The organism is Rhizobium sp. CF142, from assembly GCF_000281145.1.
GTDB lineage: Bacteria > Pseudomonadota > Alphaproteobacteria > Rhizobiales > Rhizobiaceae > Rhizobium.
In genome coordinates this window covers 157,644-180,723 of sequence record NZ_AJWE01000114.1, presented here as the reverse complement: position 1 = coordinate 180,723, position 23,080 = coordinate 157,644, and the positions used below count along the sequence as shown (strand labels likewise).

The window sequence follows — 23,080 nt, the reverse complement described above, 5'->3', positions numbered from 1 at the left end:
TGGGTTTTCTCATGTTTGCGATCGTATACTGCCTGACATACCAACATGACTTTACGCTGGTTCTTCTGGCTGCCGCACTATGCCTTGTGTCCAATTTCGGAACGATCCTGTTCCTGAGAAGCGCTGGCAGGTCAAACGGCGTGCCACGCTGGATCTGGCTTTCCGTGGCGGGGGCGGCAGGCGGCTTCGGCATCTGGTCGACGCATTTCGTTGCTATGCTCGCCTATGATCCGGGCATCGTTGTCGGTTATGATCGCGATCTGACGCTTATTTCGCTCGGCGCGGCCTTTGCCTCTACCTTTGTGGCAGGCCTTGCCGCGGTGTCGCTTCCGGGTTCTCAGGCCAATATTGCTGCAGGCCTGGCTTTTGGCGTCGGCGTTGCAGCCATGCATTTCGTCGGCATGGCCGGTCTGCAGGTTCCTGGGACCATCGTCTGGGATCGACATCTCGTTATCGTTGCGCTGATCATATCGGCTGCCATGGCGACCTGGGGATTTACACTCACAAAGAACTGGAAGGGTTCGAACTGGAGCATTCTCGCTGCGGCGTCTGCGCTGTCGCTCGGCATCGTTTTGATGCATTTCACCGCGATGGGCGCGCTGACGATTATCGAAGGGGGCGCAAACGCGATCGAGCCCCAGGCGCTTTCGAAGCCGTTCCTTCTGGTGACCATTCTCGTCGTATCGATCTCAATGCTCGCCTCGGGCATTTCGGCATCGATCATTGCGTTTCGCGCCGCCAAGCAGGCGAGTGCAAGCGAGACCAGGTTTGAGCTGCTCCTGCAGGGCGTGACGGATTACGCAATCTACATGCTCGATCCCTCAGGCGTCGTGACGAACTGGAATGCCGGTGCTGAGCGCGCGAAGGGCTATAGCGCCGCTGATATCGTCGGCCAGAACTTCGCCCGGTTCTACTCCGCAGAGGATCAGCAGAATGGCCTTCCGCAGCGAGCTCTCGAATCCGCTCTCGCCAACGGCAGATTTGAGGCAGAGGGGCTGCGTTTTCGCAAGGACGGATCCTCGTTCTGGGCGCATGTCGTCATCCAACCCGTGTATGACGATGGCCATCATCTCATCGGATATGCGAAGATTACCCGTGATATCACGCAGGCAAAGATCGACGGGGATCGCATCAAAGAAGTATCGAGGAACCTCGATCTGGCACTGGAGAACATGAGCCAGGGCATCTCGATGTTTGACCGCAATGAGCGGCTGATCCTCGCAAACGCCAGGTACAGCCAGCTCTTCGGATTCCCTGAGAATTTCATTCGTCCGGGTCTTGCCTATTCCGAGATCGTTCGCAGCGGCTATCAGATCGTTTTCGGCGATAGTGATGCCGCGGATTCGAGGGCGACCGATCACTATCGCAGGCATATGGCGACCATGCGCTCCGGCCAGAAGACCCTGGTGCATCAGACGACGAGCGGCCGCTCAATTCTTGCGACGTTCAATGTTCTTGCGGATGGTGGCTGGGTTACGACATTCGAAGACATTACCGAACGGCTGGCGCGCGAAGAGAAAATCGCGTTCATGGCCAAGCACGATGCTTTGACCGGTCTGCCGAACCGTCCCACCTTCAATGACTATCTCTCACATCAGCTGACAATCGCCAAAAGGCTGTCGACCAAGGTTGCGGTGATAGGCATCGATCTGGATAAATTCAAAGAAATCAATGACCAGATGGGTCATGTCGCAGGCGATTTCGTGTTGAGCACATTGGCTGGACGGTTGAACGGGATCCTGCGGGACGAAGAGCTCGTCGCCCGGCTTGGCGGCGATGAGTTCGCGGCTGTGAAGCGCTTCAATGACAGGGCAGAGCTTGACGACTTCGTTGCGCGGCTGGAAGCCACGCTCATGGAGAAGATGGATTTCGAGGGGCATCACATCGTCCCCGGCGCAAGCGTTGGTGTCGCACTCTATCCCAACGCCGGTGAAAACGCCGAAACGCTTCTCGCAAACGCAGATCTGGCCATGTATCGCGCAAAACACGAGGTCGGGCGCAATGTCTGCTTCTATGAAGAGTCCATGGATGAAGTGTCGCGCGACAGGAGAAGGCTGGCACGTGACCTCTGGGTCGCGATCGAGCGCGACCAGATGTACCTTCACTACCAGGTGCAGAAGTCGGTGGCGACGGGCAAGACGACCGGTTACGAAGTGCTGCTCAGATGGAACCATCCTGAACGCGGAAATATACCACCCGTCGATTTCATTCCGATTGCCGAGGAATGCGGTGCGATCGTGCCCATCGGAGAATGGGTCCTTCGCGAGGCATGCAGGGAAGCGGTCACTTGGAAGGACGACATCAAGATCGCCGTCAATATTTCGCCCATCCAGATCGCCCATGCAAACATTGCCGAGCTGGTTCGTTCCGTCCTCCAGGAAACCGGCCTGCCAGCATCGCGGCTCGAACTTGAAATAACCGAGTCATCGATCATCGTCGACAAGAGCAAGGCGCTGGTTGCAATGCGTGCGCTCAAGCAGCAGGGCGTTGCGATCGCTATCGATGATTTCGGAACAGGCTATTCGTCGCTCGAGACCCTTCGCTCGTTCCCCTTCGACAAGATCAAGCTCGATCGCAGCTTCATGAACGAAGTCGAGACCAGTCAGGAAGCAAAGGCGGTCATTCGCTCCATCCTGGCGCTGGGACGCGGCCTCTCGATCCCCGTGCTTGCTGAAGGCGTCGAAACGCTGAGCCAGCTCGAACTATTGACATCCGAAGGCTGTGACGAGGCCCAGGGCTACTATTTCGGTCGCCCGGCGCGAATGGAACAACAATCGGTTACGCTCAATACTGCGGCCTGACGCAAAGCGAGATCAGAATCGAGGGCCTTCGTATGCGGCAGTGCCCGACAGGATATGTTCACTCTCAGCCGTGATCGCAAAATAACATTTGCCGTAACGTGCTGGGTTGACACCGGAAGCTATCCGATCTTCCTATGCCGGCATCCAAAGCGGCTGAGGAGAATGTGAATGCGTCTCAAACTTGTCACGACAACGAGCCTTGTTGCCTTATCGCTGTTCGGGGCAGCGCAAGGGGCTGAGATCAATCAGGATGGAGCGAACAAGCTTCGCGACAGCCTGACGGGCTTCCTGCCTGAGGATTTCGCAAAGAGCGGTTTCGTGACCGTCAACCCGGCGGGTACCCGCTATGAGGTTATCTACGATCTTGCCAAGCTGCTTTCGAAAGTGGATACGACCAAGTACGTGGTGAACGGGCTGACGCCCTGGTCGGTCTTCGCCACACCGCTCGACAGCGGGCTCTGGAATCTCGAAGGCAACAACAGCTTCAACATCTCCGGCAACGTCAAGGGGCCGGACGACAAGAGCACCGATTTCACTTATTCCATTGCCTCGATGGTCTATAACGGCGTCTTCGATCCGGCGATCGCCTATCTGCGTTCCGGCGATTTCAAGGCCAGCGATATCCACCTCACGTCGAAGTCCGATGCCGATCAGGTCGATGCGAGCTTTGCCGGCATGAACTACAGGCTCGATTCGACTGACAGCGCCAGCGGCAATGGCCGGTTGGACTTCAAGGCGAACGGCGCGTTTACCGCGCTGTCGGAGACGGTTACCAGCGCGCAGACGCCGCCGGTCACCATCAAGGCGGATTCGATCGACTTCAATGCCGATGTGGCCAGCCTGCCGGCGAAGGAAATTCGCGATATCGTATTCTTTATCCTTGACCATGTGGATGAGAAGGAGCTCAGCAAGGAAGACGGCGAAAAGCTGAAGTCCGTCCTCAAGGCATCCTTTCCGCTGTTCTCCTCGGCCAACGAAACGATCACGGTCAATAATCTGGCAGTCGGCACCGTCGCCGGAAGTGGCGGCGCCAAGGCCTTCGGCTATAATTTCTCGGTCGACGGGCCGAGCGATGCGGTCCGATTTGCCTTCGGGATGAATGCCCAGGAGGTCACGCTCGACAGCCCGGTCGTGCCGGCGAGCTACCATGCCTTCCTGCCGAAGAGCATCGATATTCAGATCGCCGTGCCGGACATGGATTTCGCCGCTTTCGGCGACGAGTTCATGAAGATCGATTTCTCGTCTGGCAACAATTCGGAAGAAAGCGGCAAGCTGGCTGCCGAGAAGCTCTTCCACGACGGCGTCGTCGTCGTCGACCTGCCGAAGTTCACCGCTGTCTCGGATGTCTATGATATCGACGTCACCGGCAAGCTGCAGGGCCGCGTCGATACGCAGAAGGATTATTCGCTCCAAGCTTCGATTTTGGCGCGGGATCTCGACAAGTCGATCGCTGCCATCCAGGAGCTTGCCAAGAGCGATCCGAACCTCCAGCAGGTCTCCTTCGGCATGATGATGGCCAAGGGCTTTGCCAAGACGGACCCGGATGGCCGCTCGCGCTGGGATATCAGCGTCGCCGGCGACGGCTCCGTGGCGATCAACGGCCAGCAGATCAAGGGGCCGGATGGTCAGGAAGAGGACCAGGATCAGGGGCAGGAGCCCGAACAAGAGCAAGGGCAGGAACCGGAGCAGGGTGGTCAGCCACAATAAGTGCTCTGAACTGCGGCCTGAAACGAAAGGAGCCGGCCTCGCGCCGGCTTTTTGCGTCTGGTGTCACAGGGACATTGGTCGGAAAATCGATTGCTGCCGCTCAGGAGTTCACAAGAAAGGCACCTGATCTCAGCCGGGTCGGCTTTGGGATGATTATGGCCAAAGGCTTTGCTGACACCAACAGTTCGGACGGCACAGCGACCATTAATGGTCAATCTCTGAGAGGACCATCCAGCTCGGATCAGCGGTAGACGTCAGGGAACTGCAGTTCGAAGATCAAAAGAGCCGGTCGAATGCCGGCTCTTTTAGTCGAAGAGGCTGGAGACGGACTCTTCCTGGGCCGTTCGGCTGATGGCTTCGCCGATCAGCGGTGCTGTCGTCACGACGCGGATATTGTGGGCCGAGAGCACGGCCGTGGTCGGCTGGATGGAATCCGTGATCACGAGTTCGCGCAGCTTCGAGGAGGTCACGCGGGTGACCGCGCCGCCGGAGAGGACGCCGTGGGTGATATAGGCGGTGACGCTGGAGGCACCCTTGGCGAGCATGGCGTCGGCCGCGTTGCAGAGCGTGCCGCCGGAATCGACGATGTCGTCGATCAGCAGGCAGTCCTTGCCGGTGATGTCGCCGATGATGTTCATGACTTCGGATTCACCCGGCCGATCGCGACGTTTGTCGACGATGGCCAGAAGACAGTCCAGCCGTTTGGCGAGCGCGCGCGCACGCACCACGCCGCCGACGTCAGGCGAGACGACCATGACGTTGCTGAGGTCATAGTGGCTCTTGATGTCGCGCGTCAGCACGGGAAGAGCGAAGAGATTGTCTGTGGGTATATCGAAGAAGCCCTGGATCTGCCCGGCATGGAGATCGAGCGTCATGACGCGGTCGGCGCCAGCTTCGGTAATCAGGTTTGCGACCAGCTTGGCGGAGATCGGCGTGCGGCCGGAGGCGCGGCGGTCCTGACGGGCATAACCGAAATAAGGAAGCACGGCCGTGATGCGGCGGGCTGACGAGCGACGCATCGCGTCGATCATGATCAGCAGTTCCATCAGGTGGTCGTTGGCGGGAAAGGCGGTCGGCTGCACGAGGAAAACGTCCTCACCGCGCACATTTTCCTGGATCTCCACGAAGATTTCCTGATCGGCAAACCTTCGGACACTGGCTTTCCCTAAGGGAACATTGAGATAGTTGCAGATCGCTTCGGCGAGTTGCCGGTTCGAATTGCCTGCGAAAACCTTCATCTTGGTCCGCCTGTTATGCGCTGATAGCCGCGCTTTTTAGCCAGCTTCCCGGTGAATGCAAGGGCTAAGGCGTCACATACTTTTATATTTATAAAAAGCTTGTGACTAACCGCCCTGGCTTTGCCGCCAGGATGTGAACTCGGTGATCGTCTTTGAGGCGATCTGCTGCATCACGGAGGCGGGCACGCCGGCCCAGGGATCGGTCGCCGCCGTCGGCACGCTTTCCTGTCCCTGAATGCGGTGCAGGCGAGCGCCGGCATTGTCAAGCACGTCCCAGACATAGACCACGGTGACCTTGCCCTCGTCGCTGAAAGCGGAGAGGTAGCCCTTCAGAATATAGTCGCTGCTGGTATCGTTGGAGCTCTTGATGGCAAGGCCATGAGCACGGGCCTCCGCGCCAAGCTGGCGGGACAGCGGGGTGACGGCCTGTACGGGCGCACCGATGATGGGCAGGAAGCGCACTGTGTTGCCGCGTACCGAGGTCGATGAGGAAACCGAAGGATCAAGCGCTGCCGTTTGCGTCGGCTGCTGCGGTGCCGGTTGCCCGGTGGCGGCGGATGGTGGCGCCAGTGATTGGCCTTCGATCGGTCCGGAGGCAGCGGGCGAAGAGCCGTCACGGGAAAGCGCATCGGCCTGGGCCTGCATGGTCGTCGGCGGAGCGCCGGTGCCGGGCCGGTAGGCCTGCGCTTGGTAGTTCGGCTGGGTCGGATAGGTCTGCTCGCTGTAGGCTGGCGTATAGCCGTTCCGGCGGGGTGCCGCCGGGAAGGTCCGTTGCGGCGCTCCGGCCATACGCTCGGCTTCGCTCTGCGTCACCGGTGTGGATGAGCGCTGACTCATCGAAGAGTCGCCGATTTCCATCGGCGGCGTGAGCGTCAACGCATCGGTCGTGTTGCAAGCAGAAAGCAAGGCAAGACAGATCAGGAGCGTGGGCGCAGTCGCAACTCGCGTCATCCCTCGGTTCGTCCTTCCCACAATCGCATCAGCCCCGTGCGAATTTATGGGGGTGGGGGGACCTGTCTGTCAATTCCGGATTTTTGCCGGTGATTGCGGAGGTTAGACCCCGATGAAATCCAGCGGATGGCGCGAAAGTGCACGCGGGGCTTCACCTGTCGTCAGATAGGTCTGTCCGAGGGTCATGGCTGTGCCTGTGTCGGAATCGGCAATGATCATGTGCACGAAGAGCGACATGCTCGGCTCGATCGGCTGCGGATTGCCGGCGTGGAACATCTGGTGCTCCATCCAGGACGGCGAGAAGCGCGCGCCGAGCGAGTAGCCACAGGCATTCAGGCGATGGCGAGCGAGGCCGCGCTCGTCCATGATCCTGGCATGCATGTCGAAAACATCGCCGAAGGTATGGCCAGGCTTCAGCACGGTCTCGATCGCATGGATCGTTTCGAGGCAGGCATTGTAGAGTTCTCGGTGGCGGTGCGTCGGCTCGCCGATGACGATCGTGCGCATCATGGCGGCATGATAATGCGCGTAAACGCCAGCCCATTCGAGAGTCAGCTGATCATTGGCGTCGAGCTTGCGGCGGCCGGCCTTGTAGCGGCAGAGCAGTGCATCCGCACCGGAGCCGATGATGAACTCGTTGGCCGGATAGTCGCCGCCGCCGGAGAAGATCGCGCCCTGCATGGCGGCGAGGATATCGGCCTCATCGGCGTCAGGCTTGGTCAGGCGGATCGCTGCGTCCAGCGCATCGTCTGCCAGCACAGCGGCATGCTCGACATAGGCGACCTCGGTCGGGCTCTTGATGAGGCGCAGGCGGCTGACGAGGTAGGAGGCATCGCTGATCTGGCCGAAGGTGGTCAGCTGCGCGTCAAGCAGCCGGGCGACATGGCCGGTCATGCCATGCGTGTCGTATTCGACGCCGATGCGGGCGCCGAGCAGATCCATTTCGACCAGCAGGTTCTTGAGGTCCATCGTCGGATCGGCATTGACGCGGTCGACCCAGACATGGATGTCCTCGATAACAGAGGTGTGCCGGGCCTGACGCAGGTCGGCCGAGCGGGTGAGGAGCGTCATTGTGCCGTCAGCCTTGACGACCAGCGTCTGGAAGAAGCAGTAGCCGAACGTGTCGTAGCCGGTCAGCCAGTACATGCTCTCCTGCGCGAACAGCAGCAGGGCATCGAGCTTTTCTTCCTTCATCTTGTCGGTCAAGCGGGCAAGCCGGCTTGCGAATTCAGCCCGTTCGAAATGAAGTGCCATGCTGCTTACATCTCCCTGATGCTGATCGCCGAAATCTGGCGGCCGTAATCCGGCTCCTTTTTATGTGTGGTCCGCCGATAGGAAAAAAAGCGCTCGCTATCGGGATAAGTGCAGAGACCGAGGCTTTCGGCACGCACGCCCGCGTTTTTCAGCCGATCGACGGTCAGTCCCTGCAAGTCGAACATGGCGTGACCCGCTGTCGGGGAGGGGATGAAGTAGCGCTCATAGGTCGGATCATAGGCAAGGAAGCGCTCGACGAATTCCGGACCGACCTCATAGCTTGCCTGGCTGATCGAGGGGCCGAGGCAGGCAACGATGTTGTCCTTGTCGGCACCAAGGGCCTCCATGGCATCGATGGTGTTTTCAAGCACACCTGTCAGAGCGCCCTTCCAGCCGGCATGGGCTGCGCCGATGACGTGGTTTTCAGGATCGGCGAAAAGGATCGGGCCACAATCGGCTGCAAGCACACCAAGCGCGATACCAGGCGTTGCCGTGACCATCGCATCAGCCGGCGGCCGGTCGCCGTCATAGTCCCGCCCGATGATAACGACGTCAGGCGAATGGACCTGATGGACAGTTGCCAGTCGCTCTATCGGCAGGTCGAACCAGGCGGCGACGCGTCTGCGGTTCTCCTGCACATTTTCGCGGTCGTCATTCGAGCCGAGGCCGACATTGAGGCCGCGATAGATGCCCTGCGAAACGCCGCCTGCGCGGGTGAAATAGCCGTGGCGGATCGCGCCGCCGGCCGTTTCGTTCAGCAGCGCGCTTTGGATCGGTGCGGGAGAGGTCGCGTCTGTCATCTGATATTCCGGGACTTTTGGAGAGGGATCGACGTCATCCTGGCCGGACATCGTCCGGCGAAGCGGTGCCATTTTGCGGCGGATGTTGGCGAGCGTAAGGCTGGCTGTCAATCCACCGGACGGAATGGCATCAGGTCGATCGCCGGATAGGAGACAGCGAGCACCTTGAAGAGTTCGCCCATGCGGCCTTCACCTGCCCCGGCAAGCCGGTCGACCGCGCTCTGTATGATCTGCTGGGTGTTCGGCTCGCGGTCGCGGCCGAGGGCTGCGGCGCGCTCGAGAATGCCAAGGCCGGTCAGGAAATCGCCCTGGTGCAGCGCGCCGTTAATGTGCACGCCGGCAGAGGCTGCCGTCTCCGCCAGCTGCTGGAAATCGACGTGGCTTGTGAGGTCTGCTTCGCCGGGATGGGCAAGCGGCGGATCGAATTCGTGCATGCGCACGGCCTGCAGCGTATCGCCGAAGCCGGTGACGAGATGCCCGTAGTCGATGGCGAGCGCCGTGCCGCTGAAGATCCGCAGCCTTTCGCAGATGGCGCTCATGACCGCCTGGCGGGCGGGCGAGATCTCGAACAGCGTCCCAGCAGGTACGTTCTGCGCAGGCTCTGGCAGCACGGACGAATCGATGCCGGCAACGCCGGCCGCAAACATCAGTTCTCCATCCGCGTCGAGGCCGACCATACGTTCGCGGAAGCCGGTCGGTGTACGCACGAACTGGCGGATCGGGATCGCGTCGAAGAGCTCGTTGGCGACGATCAGCGTGAAGCCTGGCGGCACTTCGTCGAAGCCGCCATGCCAGCTGATCTTGCCCTCATAGTCTTCCAGCGTCTGGCCTTGGACACCGCGCAGGCGTTCGCTGGTCTCGACGAGATGGACCGTCATGTTGTCGAAGAGCGGCGGGGCGATGCGCGAGATCACGCGCAGCATGTCCGCCATCATCGTGCCGCGGCCGGGGCCGATTTCGACGAGGCGGACGCCGGCCGGTGTCGAATGGCGCTGCCAGGCGTGCACGACGAAGACGCCGATCATTTCGCCGAAGAGCTGGCTGACTTCGGGCGCGGTGACGAAATCGCCGGAGCGGCCGAAGGGTTCGCGGGTGCGGTAATAGCCGTGTTCGGGATCGGCAAGGCACAGCGAGAAATAGTCGGTGACGCTGATCGGCCCGTTTGCCTGAATGATCGTCTTGATCTTTTCGCTTAAAGCGGTGGTCATGGCAGCAGTTCCGGTAGCTTCAGTGCTGCAACGCAGCAGCCTGACGGCGGGCGCGGAAGATCGCCCAAAGGCCGAGAAGGATCATCGGGAAGGACAGGACCATGCCCATGGTCAGCCAGTTCGTTCCGAGCAGATAGCCGAGCTGCGCATCCGGCTCGCGGAAGAATTCCACGAAGATGCGCGACAGTGCGTAGCCGCAGACGAAGACGCCGGTGATGAGGCCGGGGCTCTTCAGGGCCTTGGCGCCGTAGACGAGGGCGGCAAGGACGAGCAGCAGGACGATGCCTTCGAGGCCTGCTTCGTAGAGCTGGCTCGGATGGCGGGCGAAGGGGCCGCCAGTTGGGAAGACGACTGCCCAGGGCACGTCCGTCAGCCTGCCCCAGAGCTCGCCGTTGATGAAATTGGCGATGCGGCCGAAGAACAGGCCGCAGGGCACCACCGTCGCAACGATATCGAAGAGGTTCCAGATCGGGATGCGGTTGCGGCGGGCAAAGAGGATCATGGCGATCGTCGTGCCGGTCAGGCCGCCATGGAAGGACATGCCGCCGTTCCAGATCTGCACGGCGCGGATCGGATTTTCGATGATGGCGCCGAGATCGTAGAAGAGGATGTAGCCGATGCGGCCGCCGAGGACGATGCCGAGGGCTGCCCAGACAATGAAGTCGTCGAGCTGGGCCCTTGATATGGGCGATGTATTGTTCGGCCAGAGTGCGTCGTTTGCAGCAATGCGGCGGGCATAGGCCCAGCCGAGCAGGATGCCGGCAACATAGGCCAGGCCATACCAATGAATCGCCAGCGGGCCGATCGAAAAAGCGATCGGGTCGATATTAGGGAAAGGCATTATAGCAAGAAGATCAGCAGCTATCGGCAAGGTTTTCCCACCCGTTAAGATGCGCGGAACATGGCGCTGCGATCTTTGGCGGTCAAGTGCATTGTTCGTCACGGCCCCGTGCGCAAGGGCTTATCCCGTGCAAAGCGCTTGCATCCTTAACGGCGAAGCCCTACCTCCATTTCAGTGGCCGCAAGGCCTGACATTCACGTCGTGCGAAGGGAGAAATACGCCATGACGACCGGAACGAACCGCATCATGGATGAATTCGCCAAGCTGATGACTGATGCGGCAGGTGCCGCGCAGGGTGTGCGCAAGGAGGTCGAGACCGCCTTCAACGCTCATGCCGAGCGCTGGCTGAACAGCATGGATGTCGTCAAGCGCGAGGAATTCGAAGCCGTGCGTGAAATGGCGATCAAGGCCCGTGACGAAAACGAGGCGCTCGCAGCCCGTATCGCTGCGCTCGAAACCAAGCTCGCCGCAAAGGGCAAGTGATATCAGCTTAAAGAAGATGCTGTATAAGGTGCGGCGTGGCCCATATGTTACATGCCGCATCTTGGATAAAAAAATCGGGTGTGATTTTTCACCTGTGGACACTGCCAAAAAAGCCAATGGGCAGAGTCTTTTACCTCCCCCGCTGAATTTGATTCCATAAGTGCTTTCCACAGCAGGTCCGGCCAAATTTCCGTGAAGGGGGCTGGCAGGGTGCGAGGGGCATTATAGACTGATTTTAAATGATGATTCGAAGCGAATGGTAAGCTCCGGGCAGGTTCACTGCGTTAGTCTGGCAGCGGTTCAACGATCATCCCCAGTGGTTGTTTCCGGTATTGCGTGTGTCTCGTTTTGTGTTTTTCACGAAGTTAGGCCGCATTCATTCCGGTCAAGAAGGTGCTGCATGAGCCTTATGGAATTGGAAGTCGAACGCCAGTCGAACCCGGTCGATATGATCGAGTACGTGGCTTCAAACAATGACTGGGCCTTCGAGCGCTCCGGCGAAGACGAGATCGCGATGACGGTCGAAGGTCGCTGGGCCGACTATCACGTCTCCTTCTCGTGGATGGAGGAATTCGAAGCGCTGCATCTTGGCTGCGCCTTCGACATCAAGGTTCCCGAAATCAGGGTCAACGAGGTAGTGAAGCTGCTCTCGGCGATCAACGGCCAGGTGCTGATGGGTCATTTCGACCTGTGGCGGCAGGAAGATGTCGTCATCTTCCGCCAGTCGCTGCTGCTTGCCGGTGGGGCCGAGCCCACCAACCGTCAGGTGGAAGTTCTGCTTTCCAGCGCGCTCGATACCTGCGAAGCTTATTATCAAGCTTTCCAGTTCGTCGTCTGGTCCGGTATGGAAGCCAACAAGGCGATGGAAGCGGTCCTGTTTGAAACCGTCGGTGAGGCGTAAAACATGCCTGCGAATGCCTTTTCCGCTGCCAATCCGGTCGTTCTCGTCGGTGCCGGCAATATGGGCGGAGCGATGCTCTCCGGCTGGCTGAAGAGCGGCGTTCCGGGCTCTGCCGTGGTCGTGGTCGATCCCGGCCCATCGCCGGCCATGCTGGCCACCATTGCCGATGCGGGTGCCTCCCATGTCACGACCGCTCCCGCCGGTCTCAAGGCCGGGGTCCTGTTCCTTGCCGTGAAGCCGCAGGTGATGGAAGCCGTGCTTCCGGCGGTCAAGAGTGTCGTAGGGCCTCAGACGGTGGTGGTTTCGGTCGCTGCCGGCAAGACGCTCGCCTTCCTCGAAAAGCATCTCGGCGAGGCGGCCATGGTGCGCGCCATGCCGAACACGCCTGCCATGGTCGGGCGCGGTGTGACCGGCGCCTATGCCAATGCGCGTGTCAGCGCCGAGCAGCGCGACGGCGTCAATGCTCTTCTTCGTGTGTCCGGCCCGGTCGAGTGGGTGCCTTCCGAATCCGATATCGATTCCGTGACGGCGCTGTCGGGCAGCGGGCCTGCTTATGTGTTTTATCTCGTCGAATGTATGGCAGAAGCGGGCCGTAAACTTGGCCTGCAGGCGGACCTTGCCATGCGTCTTGCGCGGGAAACTGTCGCGGGGGCTGGTGAGCTGCTGCACCAGTCCCCCGACGACGCTGCGCGCCTCCGCCAGAACGTCACCTCGCCGGGCGGCACGACTGCGGCTGCACTTTCTGTATTGATGGCTGAAGATGGCATGCAGCCGCTGTTCGACGAGGCGCTTGCGGCTGCCCGCAAGCGCGCCGAAGAGCTCGCCGGCTGAGAAAGACTGTTATGGCTGAAGAGATCACTTTTGCTGATTTCGAGCGTGTGGATATCCGTGTCGGGACCATCATCGAGGCAAATCCCTTTCCGGAAGCGCGAAAGCCGGCGATCAAGCTGCTCATCGATTTCGGCACCGAGATCGGCGTCAAGAAATCTTCGGCGCAGATCACGGTTCATTATTCGCCGGAGCGGCTCGTCGGGCGACAGGTGCTCGCCGTCGTCAATTTTCCGCCGCGCCAGATTGGCCCGTTCCGCTCGGAAGTGCTGACGCTCGGTTTTGCCGATGAGAAAGGCGATATCGTCCTTGCGGCTGTCGAGCGGCCGGTGCCGAACGGCCAGAAGCTGATGTAGGCCGGCCAGGCCGGTCAGCTGCCTTTCACGACTGCATAGATGATCTGGTCTTCGCCGAAGCGCGTTTCCGGCTGACTTTATGGCAAACAGGCTCAGTGAATGTCGCGCGAGAGCGGATCGCTCAATGTGAAATCGTGGAAGACGGCTTCGAAGCCGGCGCGTTGCGGCGAGCAGAAGACGGGGCCGACTTGCACCTCTTCGAAAGCTGGATCGAACCAGGCGAGGCGGGCCATGCGCCATTCGTCCATGGTGTCGGTGCTGTATTGGATGAACAGGGCATCGCCATTGCGGGTGGCGCGTACAGAGATGGCATCAAAGTCATGGCCGATGCGGAAGGCCGACCAGTCGGAATTGCCGTTGGTGACCACGGTGCTGAAATGCCTGGCCCCATCGGTATATTCGATGCCGCATTTCACCCAATGCTTCTCATCAGCGCGGATCATTAGGCCGGCCTGATCGTAGAGCGCTTCATAATTGCCGGAGAAGGTGACTTCGGCGGTGAAGTCACCCTTGCGGCTTTCATGCAGGAAGTGGCCGTCGTCGCGGTGGAAGCCGTAATAGGTGCCCTGCCAGAAATCGGTCTTTTCGCCGGAGCGGACATGGAGCGCACAGTCACGTTCCTCGAAGAATGGTGGCGGGTTCAGCCAGCTCATATGTTTCATGTTCAGATCTCCCGCAGGAAGGGGTTCTCACGGCGTTCGTCACCGATGCGGCTGCCCGGGCCGTGGCCGCAGATGAAGCCGACATCGTCGCCGAGCGGCAGCACCTTGTCCCTGATGGAATCGAGAAGCTGGCGATGATTGCCACCGGGCAGGTCGGTGCGGCCGATCGAGCCGTTGAAGAGCACATCGCCGAGATGGGCAAATTTCTGGGCGCGGTTGAAATAGATGACGTGGCCCGGCGCATGGCCCGGCGTGTGATAGACCTCGAATTCGTGAGAGCCGAAGGAGATCTTGTCGCCATCCTTCAGCCAGCGGTCGGGCATGACGTTCTGCAGGCCCTGTATGCCATATTTCTCGGCTTGGGTTTCGATGCGCTGCAGGAGCGGCAGGTCGTCCTCATGCGGGCCGACGATATCGACCCCGAGCTTTTCCTTGAGCTCCTTGGCGCCGCCTGCGTGGTCCAGATGACCGTGGGTGAGCCAGATTTCCTTGATCTTGAAGCCGTGCTCTTCGATCACGCCCGAAATGACCGAGACATCGCCGCCGGGATCGACGACCACGCCTTCCTTCGTATCTGGATCGAAGAGAATGGTGCAGTTCTGCTGGAAGGGGGTTACCGGAATGATGCCGGCCTGGAGCATGCCCATGAATGCCTCGCTTCGCGTCTTTCAATTGCCTGTCTCTATAGGCGCAAACGCGGCCGAAGGCAGCCGGAATTTTCGGCCGGCTCACGCGAAAATGACAGGCTGCAACAGGAATTTATCGGCTTGCGGGGAGCGGTTCGGCGCTGCGTCCAAGTGAATTTTGAAGCGATTTCAGATGCTTGCTGCAGCCTTCTTTGTGCCATTCTTCAGCCATGCCGGCCGCGGCGGAACAACCACGCAACCCGTGCGTTCTCAGCCCATCGCAACAAGGAGACCTTAGAATGACCTTGAAGAGAAACCTTCTGCTGGCTGGCGTCTTTCTGGCTGCGAGTGCCGGCCTTGCTCAGGCGGAGATGGTGGCGACGTCCATCAACGACCTGAACATCCGCTCCGGCCCCGGCCCGCAATATCCCTCCGTTGGCCTTGCCACGCGCGGCTCGACCGCCGTTCTCGACGGCTGCATCGAAGGCAGCCGCTGGTGCCGGGTCGATGTAGACGGCGTGCGCGGCTGGGTCTATGCCGAATATCTGCAGGTCGATCAGGGCGGCTCGCCCGTCATCGTCGAGCAGCATCGCGACGACCTCGGCGTGCCTATGGTGACCTATGAGGCGACCTCCAGCGTCGTGCCGGCGGAGCCGATGCCCGCACCTGGTGATGAGCTGATCGGTCCGGTCGGCTCGGTCGAGGCGATTACGCCGCCGGAGGAAGTCCGCACCTATATCGACACCACGCCGGGGCAGGCCGTGCGGCTTGGCGGTGATGTGGTCGTCGGTGCCGAAGTACCTGCAGACGTGACATTCGAGACGATTCCGGATTACCAGTATCGCTATGTCCGCATCAACGATCAGCCGGTGCTGGTCGACCCGGGCACGCGCCGCATCGTCTATGTCTATCGATAAGCTCTTGGAAAGGCGGCCATGCTGCCGCCTTTCTCCCCTCCGTGACGGATACTCAGAGCTCTCGCATGGGTTGCCAGAATCCTCTACTTCTCCTCGTAAATATGATAATATTCTAACATGTCATTAGGTGATGGCATGAGTCGGCGATCGGGGAGATCGCCAGAGGAGAAAATCATGGAAGCGCTACTTCCGCTCATCACACAACTGGTTGCAGGCGCAGTCGGCGGCAATGTCGCAAGTGCTGCGCTGAAACAGCAGGCGATCAATGTCGTTGCGCGCACGATTGCGGGCGCCATCGGCGGCATTGGCGGCGGCATGCTGCTCAGCATGGTCGGCGGGGAAGCAGCAATGACCGGGCTGATTGCCGACGGCATTGGCGGATTGATCGGTGGCGGCATCCTTTCGACGGTCGCCGGGCTGGTCATGGCCAAGGCACGCTGAAGGCTCGGACGCGCTGGACGGTGGATAACGAAACGGCCCGGCAGACGCACGCGCCTGGCCGGGTGGCATGATCGGTTGATGGTTTGTTCTGCGGCGATAGCAGCGGCCGAAGAGACTTCCTTCCTGTAGTCGTTCATCAGCGTTTCGGCGATCGTCGCCGGCGTGACGCAATACGGACCGATTTCAGACACGGGAGTAACTTCCGTTGTCGAACCGGTCTGGCAGCGTCCGGAGAAGCTGCTCAGCTCTTCCGGGAGGAGTGCTCGTTCGACGACGTCAACGCCACGGCGTTTGGCAAGCTCAATCACCGTCCGGTGGGTGATGCCGTTCAGGAAGCAATACGCGGTCAGCGTATGAATGACGCTATCCTCGACGAAGACAGTATTGGCGCCCTCGCCACGTTGATGCGGTTCGCCTGGGCGGAAACGCTCATCATCTCACGCCCGCGCGTCGTGCGATCGGCCGGACGTAAGCTTCCGGGAACTGAAACCATCCTTGCCTCCTCTGGCGCGTTTGCGCCATGTCTGTTGATTGTTGTCCCCATTACGTTCTATCCACTGGCGCAAGGGGAAATTGCGCGTTGCGTTGGAGATTTGCCGGGCGGGCTTTAGTTTCCGGGGAAAGAACAGTCCGCGCGGAGGCTCCCGCAACGTTCGGGGAAGCTAGCGGCGACGCAAAATACGTCAATAAAGCTGACATATTCTGCGGAAGTTTCGCAAGGCTTGTGCCAAAAGAGAGGAAATGCCGAGTGCCACGACAGACCAGCTCGAAAGCAGGCAAACCTGAGCCGCTGGCCACGCCGATGGAAGATGTCGGGATCATCGATTTCGAGATCATCGAGCTGTTCTTCTTCGCTTATCGCGACTTCGTATCCGATCCTGACGCCATTCTCGAAAAGAGCGGTTTTGGGCGGGCGCATCACCGCGTCGTGCACTTCGTCAACCGAAATCCGGGCATGACGGTCGCCGATCTGCTCGATACGCTGAAGATCACCAAGCAGAGCCTTGCAAGAGTGCTGAAACAACTGATCGATTCAGGCTATATTCGGCAGGTGGCAGGCCCGGAGGATCGCCGGCAGCGCAAGCTCTATCCCACCAAATCGGGCAGGGAGCTGGCACTGGCGCTCGCCGAGCCGCAATCACGCCGTATTGAACGGGCATTCGAGGGAGCTACCCCGGAGGCGCGGGAGGGCGTAAAGGCATTCCTCAGAGGCATGCGAGACAGACAGAAGGCGGATTGAATGGCGGTCAAGACAGGCATTTCCGATGACGCGGCGCATCTTCTCGTCGTCGACGACGATACCCGTATCCGCGCGTTGCTGAACCGCTACCTGACGGAAAACGGTTTTCGCGTGACCATTGCCTCTGACGGGGCGGAGGCGCAGCGCAAGCTGGCGGGGCTCGATTTCGACCTCATCATCATGGACGTGATGATGCCGGGCGAATCCGGCATCGAGGTGACGCGTGGGCTCAGGGCCGTGAAGAACGTGCCGATCATCATGCTGACGGCGCTTGCCGAATCCGACAGCCGTATTGCCGGGCTTGAAGCCGGCGCCGACGATTATCTTCCCAAGCCTTTCGATCCGCGCGAACTCGTCCTGCGCGTCAACAATATCCTGCGGCGCAACAGCGGCGGGGATACGCCGAAGATCGAGCAGATCATGTTCGGGCCTTACACCTTCTCGCTGACACGCAAGGAGCTGAAGAAGGCTGCGGAGGTGATCCGCCTGACGGATCGCGAGCAGGAGATCATGCTGCTTTTTGCCCGCCGGGCCGGCGACACGATCCCGCGGCACGAGCTGATCGGAGACGATGCGGAAGTCGGCGAACGTACCATTGACGTGCAGATCAACCGTCTGCGCCGCAAGATCGAGGATGATCCTGCCAATCCGGTCTGGCTGCAGACAGTGCGCGGTATCGGATACAGGCTGAGCATCGACTGAAACGACGGGTTCGGGACCGGCGCAAATGGTGACATTCGACAGCTTGCGGCGGGAAGACCGCTCTCCTGCGCCCGGCTGGCGCTGGTTCGTGCGCTGGCTGCGCCGGCGATTGCCGACGGGCCTCTATACGCGTTCGCTGCTCATCATCATCATTCCGATGGTGCTCCTGCAGTCGGTCGTTGCCGCCGTTTTCATGGAGCGTCACTGGCAGATGGTGACGGAGCGGCTGTCGCTCGCCGTGACGCGCGACATCGCCGCCATCATCGAGGTCATCGACACCTTTCCGCAGGACGCTGATTATAGCGATATAACCCGCATTGCCCGCGACCAACTCAACCTGCAGATTTCGATCGAGCCGGATGGAGATTTACCGCCGCCGCGCATCAAGCCGTTCTTCTCGATCCTCGACGGCATCCTGAGCGACGAGATCACCGAGGAGATCCGCCGGCCGTTCTGGATCGATACCGTCGGCAATTCCAACCTCATCGAGATCCGCATCAAGCTCGACAACCGCATCCTGCGTGTGATCACAAAACGCAGTCAGGCCTATGCATCGAACACGCATATCTTCATTCTCTGGATGGTCGGCGCGTCACTCGTGCTGATCGCGATCTCGATCCTGTTCCTGCGTGGCCAGATCCGGCCGATCCTCAATCTGGCGCGGGCGGCGGAAAACTTCGGCAAGGGACAGAAGGCCGACAGTTTCTATCCGCGCGGCGCTGACGAAGTTCGCCGCGCCGGTCTTGCTTTCATTCTCATGCGTGAACGTATCGAGCGGCAGATGGAGCAGCGCACCGCGATGCTCTCTGGCGTCAGCCACGACCTCAGAACCATCCTGACGCGTTTCAAGCTGCAGCTGGCGCTTGCCGGGGACAACCCTGATCTTGCCGGGCTCAACGAAGACGTCAACGACATGCAGACCATGCTGGAGGCTTATATGGCCTTTGCCAAGGGCGAAGTGGAGGAGGATGTCGGCGAGCTGAAGCTCAGCGAGATCTTCGAGAAGCTGGAGATCGATTTCGAGCTGCACGGCAAGCTGTTGACCTATTCCATCGAGGGCGAGGACCATATCTCGGTGCGCCCCAATGCCTTCCTGCGACTTGTGACCAATCTCGCCTCGAATGCAAGGCGATATGCCGACTCGCTCCATATCGAGGCCAAGCATGGTGCGAAGTGGCTGACGATTGTCTTCGATGACAATGGTCCCGGCATTCCGGAGAAGTACCGGGAGGACGTGTTCAAGCCGTTCTTCCGGCTGGATAGCGCGCGCAATCTCGATGCATCGGGCACTGGTCTCGGGCTTGCCATCGTCAGGGATATCGCGCGCAGCCACGGCGGCAATATCACGCTTGGCGACAGCCCGCTCGGTGGGCTGAGAGCGACGGTGCGTATTCCGGCCTAGCTTTTTGCAGCCGGTTTGGGGGCGTCGAATTCATTCAGGTGGATGACGATCCAGCGCCAGAGCGAGACGACCTGCGTCAGCAGTTCGCGGCCGAGCGGCGTCAGCTCGTATTCCACGCGCGGCGGCACCTGCGGATAGAGCGTGCGGATGACGAGGCCGTCGCTTTCGAGCGTGCGCAATGTCTGTGTCAGCACCTTCTGGCTGATATCCTCCACCCGCTCCAGAACCCTTGAAAACCGCAAGGGGCCATCGGCTTCAGAAAGCACGTGTAGGACGCGCAGCGGCCACTTGGCTGCGGCGCGCTCCAGCATCTGCCGGGCTCGCGTATCCTGCTCGTCGCTCATGTTGCGGCAAAAATCGAAGATGTCGTCTTTCATCATAGTTACTTTCAGGTGTGTATAGATCTCAAAGGTACCTTCTTTCTATTGGAAACAATAGATCCTAAATGGAGCGGGAACCGAAAAGGAGGTTTCCGATGTCGAAGGTTTGGTTGATTACAGGAAGTTCGCGCGGCCTCGGGCGGGCGTTGGCAGATGCCGTGCTTGACGCCGGCGACAAGCTGGTCGCGACGGCGCGCGATCCTGGCCAGCTTGCCGATCTCGTCGATGCGCATGGCCCCCGCGTTCTCGCTTTGCCGCTCGATGTGACCGATGAGGTGGCGGCTGAGGCTGCGGTAAAGACCGCGGTCGAAACATTCGGCCGGCTCGACGTACTGGTCAACAATGCCGGTTACGGCAATGTCGCGCCGATCGAGGATACCAGCCTTGCGGATTTCCGGGCGCAGATCGAGACCAATCTCTTTGGCACTGTTATCATGACCAAGGCGGTGATCCCGGTCATGCGCGGGCAGGGGGCAGGGCACATCATCCAGTTCTCCTCCGTCGGCGGCAGGATCGGTCCTGTCGGGCGTGCGCCCTATGCGGCGGCAAAATGGGGTGTCGAGGGCTTTTCCGAAGTGCTCTCCAAGGAGGTTGGGCCGCTCGGCATCAAGGTAACGGTGATCGAGCCTGGCGGTTTCCGCACGGATTTCGCCGGCTCGTCGACGGCGATTTACGAAGGCCGCCCGGAATACGCCGAAACGGTTGGCGCCATGGCAGATTACCAACGCAACTATAATGGCCGCCAACCCGGTGATCCGGCCAAGGCCGCCGCCGTAGTCCTGCACATTGCCTCGCTCGATACGCCGCCACTACGCCTGTTGCTCGGCAGCGACGCGGCCGCGGCCGTGGAAAGGGCGGATGCTGCGCGAATGGAAGCCGATCGCGCCTGGCGCGTCGTCAGCCGGTCGACCGATTTTGAACAGGACGGAGGTGCCAAGCCTATGCCCTGGGAGAAGAAGGCCGGCTGAGGTGTGGACAAAAGAAAAGCGCCGCACTGTGGCGGCGCTTTTCGTCAGAATATCTTCAGCCTATCAGCTTGCGACGCAGAAGTGTTCGCGACCGTCATTGCCGACATAGGTGCCGCTCTGCGGATCGAAGCTGCGGTAGCGATAAGAGCAATAGCGCTGCCATTGAGCGCTCCAGGGTTCCATGGCGCTGACTGGGCGACCATAGACGGGGCGGCCGTAGACCGGCTCGGAATAGACGGGTTCGGAGTAGACCGGACGCGCGCGGTAAACCGGGGGCGGAGCATATTCCGGCTCATAGACCGGCGGGTCGATGTAGCGGCGCTCTTCATAGACCGGGCCATTATTGGCATTGGCGATGGCAGAGCCGACGATCAGGCCAGTGGCAAGGCCGACAGCACCACCGACCAGCGCATCGTTGCCGTGGTCGTGGCCATGACGCCAGTAGCGATCGCCTGCAGAGGCTTCGCCGATGGCCGAAAGGGTGAGGGCGGCAGCGGTTGCGGTCAGAAGAATGGTCTTTGCAAGCCTGTTCATGGCGTAAAATCCCAGTATCGGGAACCGGAAGCGGTCCCTTCTCAATGGTTCCGAAACTAGCGGCGTCATGCTGAATGGAGTCTGAACGACAAAACCCGGCATCGCTGCCGGGCTTCAACTCGAATTCCACGCCAATGCGAGGGTTCAGCCTGAAATCTGCAGATTGACGGCCTTCGGGCCCTTGCCGCGGCGATCCGGCTCCGTGTCGAAGCTTACTTTCTGGTTTTCCGTCAGACCGGCCAGACCGGAAGCCTGAACGGCAGAAATGTGAACGAAGATATCGGCGCCACCTTTGTCCGGCTTGATAAAGCCGAAGCCCTTGTCGGTATTAAAGAATTTTACAGTGCCAGTCTCGGCCATGCCTCAGGTCCTTTTGTCTCCGCCCGCCATCCACACGGGCAGCATTACGCTATTGCCTTCTTGCGAAGACGTTGGCAGGCAGATCTTGAAATGTGAGAAAAAGGTCCCCTCTACCTCCGCCGGTTCCAGACAGGACTTAACGCCTGCTGTTTTTTGGGACCGGCTGACCGGAATATTAGCGTTTCCGGCTCGCAAATTCTTAAGGACTTCCCATGCTCGCAAAATGCCCGAACGCGCGAAGAGTGCTGCGTTTGAAGGATTTTGGCAAGCAAAAGTTTTTTAACGTGTCCCTAAGAACACACCCGCAAATATGGCCTATTTTCGCAAGAACGCAAAAAATCCTCCGTCGGGAGCAAATGATTAACGTTTTATATCGTCTGCAATATAAGTTCCGGGCAGATTTTACCAAAAATGCAACGCTAGCGCGTCTTAACACCTGCTTAAAAAAAATTTCAGATGGCACCAAACGCCCCACAAATGGACGCGTGTTCAGGCCGTTTGCGAGCGTCGGCGAGTCATTTCGGGCACGAGCTCGACTACAAGCATAGCGGTAAACATCAGCGCACAACCGATATAGCCGAGCGGCGGCATGCTCTCGCCCAAAAGAAGTGCGGCGAGCGAGGCACCGAACAGTGCTTCGGCGGAGAGGAAGATCGCCGCCTGTGACGGCGTGGTGTAGCGCTGGGCGACGACCTGCAGCACGAAGGCGACCCCCGAAGAGAAGATGCCGACATAGAGGATTTCGGGTGCTGCCGCGCGGATATCTGACAGGCTGATCGGTTCGAAAATGGCGGCGATGATGAGCGCGCAGACTGCCGTGACCGCAAACTGGGCGCTGGACAGGGCAAGTGGCCGACCCGTTTCCCCAACCGTCGTTCCGGCAAGCGTGATCTGGACCGACCAGAAGATCGCGCAAACGACCGTCAGCAGATCCCCCACTGTCAGGGTCGAAAGCTGGCCGCCCGACAGCATGTAAATGCCGGACACGGCCATGATGGCGCCCGGCCAGATGATCCAGTGCGGCGAGCGGCGCAGGAAGAAGACGGCAATCAGCGGCACGAAGATCACATAGAGGCCGGTGATGAAGCTGGAATTGGTGACGGTCGTCGTCTGCAGGCCGACCTGCTGTGTCGACGCGCCGCCGAAGAGCGCCAGTCCGATCAAAAGATAGAGACCGAGATGTCTGCGGCTGGTCGCGATCTTTGCCCTGCGGGCTTCGAAGAGTGTGAAGGGCAGGGTGGCAAGTGCAGCAATGGCGAAGCGCAGCCCGATGAACCAGAAGGGACCGATCGCCTTCATTGCCGTCGACTGGGCGACAAAGCCTCCGCCCCAGATGGCAGCTGCAAGCAATAGAAGAAGGTTCGCCTGAATGCGCGTCATTTTCACCCTCGATGTGGGGAAGCGTCTGGGAGTTATGCTCAGCGGGTTAGCAGTTGCATTTCTTTTCGGCAAGGATGAGGATTCCCCAAATGGTTCGGAG

The 23,080-nt window shown here is 60.0% G+C and carries 24 protein-coding genes and 1 pseudogene; 12 read left to right on the top strand and 13 right to left on the bottom strand.

Annotation, left to right across the window (positions count from 1 at the left end):
• Window positions 1-11: 11 nt before the first annotated feature.
• Together PMI11_RS28755 and PMI11_RS28750 are read left to right on the top strand one after the other, a co-directional pair.
• Window positions 12-2,801 (top strand): bifunctional diguanylate cyclase/phosphodiesterase, encoded by a 2,790-nt coding sequence (locus PMI11_RS28755; RefSeq protein ID WP_037072435.1) that lies wholly within the window; start codon window positions 12-14, stop codon window positions 2,799-2,801.
• A 168-nt stretch (window positions 2,802-2,969) separates the two neighbouring features.
• The gene (locus PMI11_RS28750) at window positions 2,970-4,508 is read left to right on the top strand and encodes a hypothetical protein (protein ID WP_007824383.1); all 1,539 of its coding nucleotides are present in this window, start codon (window positions 2,970-2,972) and stop codon (window positions 4,506-4,508) included.
• Window positions 4,509-4,813: 305 nt separating this feature from the next.
• Here PMI11_RS28750 and PMI11_RS28745 read toward each other — a convergent pair whose 3' ends face one another.
• The 6 genes from PMI11_RS28745 to lgt all read right to left on the bottom strand — a co-directional run bounded on the left by PMI11_RS28745 (window position 4,814) and on the right by lgt (window position 10,830).
• Complete coding sequence (locus PMI11_RS28745; RefSeq protein ID WP_007824382.1) at window positions 4,814-5,746, bottom strand: ribose-phosphate pyrophosphokinase; 933 nt, start codon at window positions 5,744-5,746, stop codon at window positions 4,814-4,816.
• Window positions 5,747-5,851: 105 nt separating this feature from the next.
• A complete protein-coding gene (locus PMI11_RS28740; RefSeq protein ID WP_007824381.1) occupies window positions 5,852-6,697 on the bottom strand; it encodes a hypothetical protein in 846 nt (281 codons plus the stop codon).
• A gap of 102 nt (window positions 6,698-6,799) precedes the next feature.
• Window positions 6,800-7,951, bottom strand: coding sequence for a M24 family metallopeptidase (locus tag PMI11_RS28735; RefSeq protein WP_007824380.1), 1,152 nt, complete (start codon window positions 7,949-7,951; stop codon window positions 6,800-6,802).
• Window positions 7,952-7,956: 5 nt separating this feature from the next.
• Window positions 7,957-8,751: a peptidoglycan editing factor PgeF gene (gene pgeF, locus PMI11_RS28730; RefSeq protein ID WP_037072433.1), complete on the bottom strand. Its 795-nt coding sequence runs from the start codon at window positions 8,749-8,751 to the stop codon at window positions 7,957-7,959.
• Window positions 8,752-8,858: 107 nt separating this feature from the next.
• The gene (locus PMI11_RS28725; RefSeq protein WP_007824378.1) at window positions 8,859-9,959 is read right to left on the bottom strand and encodes a class I SAM-dependent methyltransferase; all 1,101 of its coding nucleotides are present in this window, start codon (window positions 9,957-9,959) and stop codon (window positions 8,859-8,861) included.
• Window positions 9,960-9,978: 19 nt separating this feature from the next.
• Window positions 9,979-10,830 (bottom strand): prolipoprotein diacylglyceryl transferase, encoded by an 852-nt coding sequence (gene lgt / locus PMI11_RS28720; RefSeq protein ID WP_037072395.1) that lies wholly within the window; start codon window positions 10,828-10,830, stop codon window positions 9,979-9,981.
• 192 nt (window positions 10,831-11,022) lie between these two features.
• Between lgt and PMI11_RS28715 the strand changes: the two genes are divergently transcribed.
• The 4 genes from PMI11_RS28715 (at window position 11,023) to PMI11_RS28700 (ending at window position 13,368) form a co-directional block, all read left to right on the top strand.
• Window positions 11,023-11,283: an accessory factor UbiK family protein gene (locus PMI11_RS28715; protein ID WP_007824376.1), complete on the top strand. Its 261-nt coding sequence runs from the start codon at window positions 11,023-11,025 to the stop codon at window positions 11,281-11,283.
• 400 nt (window positions 11,284-11,683) lie between these two features.
• The gene (locus PMI11_RS28710) at window positions 11,684-12,184 is read left to right on the top strand and encodes a YbjN domain-containing protein (protein ID WP_007824374.1); all 501 of its coding nucleotides are present in this window, start codon (window positions 11,684-11,686) and stop codon (window positions 12,182-12,184) included.
• A gap of 3 nt (window positions 12,185-12,187) precedes the next feature.
• Window positions 12,188-13,015: a pyrroline-5-carboxylate reductase gene (gene proC / locus PMI11_RS28705; protein WP_007824360.1), complete on the top strand. Its 828-nt coding sequence runs from the start codon at window positions 12,188-12,190 to the stop codon at window positions 13,013-13,015.
• An 11-nt stretch (window positions 13,016-13,026) separates the two neighbouring features.
• Window positions 13,027-13,368, top strand: a complete 342-nt coding sequence (locus tag PMI11_RS28700) for a tRNA-binding protein (RefSeq protein ID WP_007824358.1) — start codon at window positions 13,027-13,029, stop codon at window positions 13,366-13,368.
• Window positions 13,369-13,460: 92 nt separating this feature from the next.
• Here the strand turns inward: PMI11_RS28700 and PMI11_RS28695 are convergent, their stop codons facing one another.
• Both PMI11_RS28695 and PMI11_RS28690 read right to left on the bottom strand, forming a co-directional pair.
• Window positions 13,461-14,030: a DUF1349 domain-containing protein gene (locus PMI11_RS28695; protein WP_007824357.1), complete on the bottom strand. Its 570-nt coding sequence runs from the start codon at window positions 14,028-14,030 to the stop codon at window positions 13,461-13,463.
• Between the two features lie 2 nt (window positions 14,031-14,032).
• On the bottom strand, window positions 14,033-14,677 hold the full coding sequence (locus PMI11_RS28690; RefSeq protein ID WP_007824356.1) for an MBL fold metallo-hydrolase: 645 nt from the start codon (window positions 14,675-14,677) through the stop codon (window positions 14,033-14,035).
• A gap of 278 nt (window positions 14,678-14,955) precedes the next feature.
• Here PMI11_RS28690 and PMI11_RS28685 point away from each other — a divergent pair, with 278 nt between their 5' ends.
• Window positions 14,956-15,573: a DUF1236 domain-containing protein gene (locus tag PMI11_RS28685; protein WP_007824355.1), complete on the top strand. Its 618-nt coding sequence runs from the start codon at window positions 14,956-14,958 to the stop codon at window positions 15,571-15,573.
• 174 nt (window positions 15,574-15,747) lie between these two features.
• Entirely contained in the window at window positions 15,748-16,014 is a 267-nt protein-coding gene (locus PMI11_RS28680; protein WP_007824354.1) for a hypothetical protein, read from the top strand.
• 125 nt (window positions 16,015-16,139) lie between these two features.
• Here PMI11_RS28680 and PMI11_RS36875 read toward each other — a convergent pair.
• A pseudogene (locus PMI11_RS36875) lies at window positions 16,140-16,406 on the bottom strand (aminotransferase class IV); the annotation flags it as partial.
• A gap of 356 nt (window positions 16,407-16,762) precedes the next feature.
• Here PMI11_RS36875 and PMI11_RS28670 point away from each other — a divergent pair.
• From PMI11_RS28670 to PMI11_RS28660, 3 genes are read left to right on the top strand one after another with little or no spacing between them, the layout of a single operon-like run.
• Complete coding sequence (locus tag PMI11_RS28670) at window positions 16,763-17,254, top strand: MarR family winged helix-turn-helix transcriptional regulator (RefSeq protein ID WP_007824353.1); 492 nt, start codon at window positions 16,763-16,765, stop codon at window positions 17,252-17,254.
• Window positions 17,255-17,956, top strand: a complete 702-nt coding sequence (locus PMI11_RS28665; RefSeq protein WP_007824352.1) for a response regulator — start codon at window positions 17,255-17,257, stop codon at window positions 17,954-17,956.
• Between the two features lie 25 nt (window positions 17,957-17,981).
• Entirely contained in the window at window positions 17,982-19,358 is a 1,377-nt protein-coding gene (locus tag PMI11_RS28660) for an ATP-binding protein (protein WP_007824350.1), read from the top strand.
• Here PMI11_RS28660 and PMI11_RS28655 read toward each other — a convergent pair.
• Complete coding sequence (locus PMI11_RS28655) at window positions 19,355-19,762, bottom strand: winged helix-turn-helix transcriptional regulator (RefSeq protein ID WP_244430716.1); 408 nt, start codon at window positions 19,760-19,762, stop codon at window positions 19,355-19,357. The two genes, PMI11_RS28660 and PMI11_RS28655, sit on opposite strands and share 4 nt — an antisense overlap.
• A gap of 71 nt (window positions 19,763-19,833) precedes the next feature.
• Here PMI11_RS28655 and PMI11_RS28650 point away from each other — a divergent pair, with 71 nt between their 5' ends.
• Window positions 19,834-20,706: an oxidoreductase gene (locus PMI11_RS28650; protein WP_007824347.1), complete on the top strand. Its 873-nt coding sequence runs from the start codon at window positions 19,834-19,836 to the stop codon at window positions 20,704-20,706.
• Between the two features lie 63 nt (window positions 20,707-20,769).
• Here PMI11_RS28650 and PMI11_RS28645 read toward each other — a convergent pair whose 3' ends face one another.
• The 3 genes from PMI11_RS28645 to PMI11_RS28635 all read right to left on the bottom strand — a co-directional run bounded on the left by PMI11_RS28645 (window position 20,770) and on the right by PMI11_RS28635 (window position 22,980).
• Window positions 20,770-21,240: a BA14K family protein gene (locus PMI11_RS28645; protein ID WP_007824345.1), complete on the bottom strand. Its 471-nt coding sequence runs from the start codon at window positions 21,238-21,240 to the stop codon at window positions 20,770-20,772.
• A gap of 144 nt (window positions 21,241-21,384) precedes the next feature.
• On the bottom strand, window positions 21,385-21,600 hold the full coding sequence (locus PMI11_RS28640) for a cold-shock protein (RefSeq protein WP_007824341.1): 216 nt from the start codon (window positions 21,598-21,600) through the stop codon (window positions 21,385-21,387).
• Window positions 21,601-22,089: 489 nt separating this feature from the next.
• Complete coding sequence (locus tag PMI11_RS28635) at window positions 22,090-22,980, bottom strand: DMT family transporter (protein ID WP_007824339.1); 891 nt, start codon at window positions 22,978-22,980, stop codon at window positions 22,090-22,092.
• Between the last annotated feature and the right edge of the window lie 100 nt (window positions 22,981-23,080).